Source organism: Alkalinema pantanalense CENA528 (assembly GCF_050753345.1).
Taxonomy (GTDB): domain Bacteria; phylum Cyanobacteriota; class Cyanobacteriia; order Leptolyngbyales; family Leptolyngbyaceae; genus Alkalinema; species Alkalinema pantanalense.
The window spans coordinates 1-2,314 of sequence record NZ_JBLZFX010000209.1 but is presented as its reverse complement, the minus strand read 5'-3'; the positions used below and the strand labels follow the sequence as shown (position 1 = coordinate 2,314).

The 2,314-nt window shown below is 45.7% G+C and carries 3 protein-coding genes; all 3 read left to right on the top strand.

The window, feature by feature from the left end; translation table 11 throughout:
- The first annotated feature begins 197 nt into the window (after positions 1-197).
- Complete coding sequence (locus ACN4EG_RS27610; RefSeq protein WP_431633498.1) at positions 198-581, top strand: type II toxin-antitoxin system VapC family toxin; 384 nt, start codon at positions 198-200, stop codon at positions 579-581.
- Between the two features lie 311 nt (positions 582-892).
- On the top strand, positions 893-1,024 hold the full coding sequence (locus ACN4EG_RS27605) for a hypothetical protein (protein WP_431633497.1): 132 nt from the start codon (positions 893-895) through the stop codon (positions 1,022-1,024).
- Positions 1,021-2,314: protein kinase domain-containing protein (locus ACN4EG_RS27600; RefSeq protein WP_431633496.1), on the top strand; the 1,294-nt coding region annotated here is incomplete at its 3' end. The genes ACN4EG_RS27605 and ACN4EG_RS27600, both read left to right, overlap by 4 nt.

The window sequence follows — 2,314 nt, the reverse complement described above, 5'->3', positions numbered from 1 at the left end:
TTGCGATGAACTAAGGGGATTTTCAGATTGAGGAGCGTTTTTCAAGTCTCTGCTTCCTTGCTTGTTGGAACAACTGAAAGCATTTTACCCTGGGTAGTTTCTTTGTTAGAAATCTCCTTAAGTGATTCAGAAGCGGAAGAACTACAGCGAACAATCACAGTAGACTGTCGGCAGGTAGATTTGAATGAGTGGTGAGATTGCGCGATACTTCCGCTGCGGTTCGCTTTTTGAACGGAGATAAGACTATTACTGAAAGGGTATTGATTTTACCAGAAGTAATTCTACCCATGGTTATTGTTGGAGAGTTATTGTTTGGCGCAGGAAACTCGACACGTCCGTTGCAAAACTTATCTCGTTATCATGAGTTTATATCGGCTTGTACCGTTGAGCCACTAGGAAGAGAAACCGCAGCAATGTATGCTACAACCCGATTGGCATTGAAACGTAAGGGGCGACCAATTCCAATGAACGATGTATGGATTGCTGCTCAGTGCCTAGAACATAATTGGGTACTAGTGACTGATGATACTGATTTTGATTATGTAGATGGGCTGATGTTGGAACATTGGTCAGTAAAATAATCGAAAATAATTTCTCCCGAATCAAAAAGTCAATCGCGGCATTGACAACCTTTTACATTGCCTCGAACACTGATGTCAATTGTTACAGAGTTCTAGACGATGTTATCGAAATTCTGTGAGTTGTAAGTGGTCGTCGTGACTTTCCATCTCTTCTTGAAGAATCCAACTGAGACGATCGCTTGCAACTTTAAAATCTATAGGTGCAGTCATTGAAAACCGTGAAGAAACTACGGCAGCACAACATAGGCTCTGGTGCAGCGGATGATATTAAGAGCTTGGTGGTGATATAAAAAAGCGTTCTGTCGCCGTCGTTGACCAAGAACTTTGTATTACTGAGACGATCGTTGGCGCAGTCAGAACTCAAAGTTAGGCTACCCAACGCTAAGGGAATTCTAGAGGCAGTTACGATCGCATCCTTTTCCTCAGCCAATCCAGAGCTATGAGCATTGAAGTAAGCAAGATCCCTGGCTCCTTACCACAAATTACGGGCTATGACATCGTTGAACCACTGTATCTAGGAACACGGACAGTAGTTTATCAAGCGGTGCATCAGGCTACTCAGCGTCAAGTAGTGATCAAGGTGCTGCGGAATGAGTATCCCAGCTTTGGCGAGTTGGTGCAGTTTCGGAACCAATATACTATTGCCAAAAATCTCCCCAGTTCGGGTATCGTTCCACCTTTGAGTCTGGAATCCCTAGGAAGTAGCTATGCTTTGGTGATGGAGGATTGGGGTGGGATTTCCTTGGGTCAGTATATTCAACAGCAGCCACTGAAATTAGTGGACGTGTTGACGATCGCGCTTCAAATCACCGATATCCTTCAGGATCTAATCCAGCATCAGGTGGTGCATAAAGACATCAAACCTGCCAATATCCTGATTCACCCGCAGTCAAAACAGGTTAAGCTGATCGACTTTAGTATCGCCTCTTTACTGCCCAAGGAAACCCAGGAAATCCAAAGTCCCAACGTTCTAGAAGGGACTCTTGCCTATCTGGCACCTGAGCAAACCGGACGGATGAATCGTGGTATTGATTATCGGGCGGATTTCTATGCCTTCGGCGTGACGCTGTATCAACTGTTGAGTGGGCGTTTACCGTTTACCTCGGATGATCCGTTAGAGCTCGTGCATTGCCACATTGCAAAGCCACCCACACCTGTGCATCAGGTCAATTCGGCTATCCCTGAGATGGTTGGGGCGATCGTCGCGAAATTGATGGCGAAAAATGCCGAAGATCGCTATCAAAGTGCGATCGGCCTCAAGCACGATTTACTGCAATGCTTGACCCAATGGAAAGAAACCGGGAAGATTTTAGCCTTTGAGTTGGGGCAACGGGATGTGAGCGATCGCTTCTTGATTCCCGAAAAACTCTATGGTCGAGCAGCGGAAGTCCAAACGTTATTGGATGCCTTTGACCGAGTGGCTCAAGGCAATTCAGAACTGATGCTGGTTGCAGGCTTTTCTGGGATTGGCAAAACGGCGATCGTCAACGAAGTCCATAAACCCATCACTCGACAAAGCGGCTACTTTATCAAGGGTAAATTTGACCAATTTAACCGCAACATTCCGTTATCAGCTTTTGTGCAAGCCTTGCGGGATTTGATGGGGCAATTACTGAGTGAAAGCGATAGGCAGTTGCAAACGTGGAAAACACAAATTCTGAATGCCTTGGGTGACAATGGGCAAGTCATGATTGAGGTGATTCCTGAACTAGAACGGATTATTGGTGCCCAAC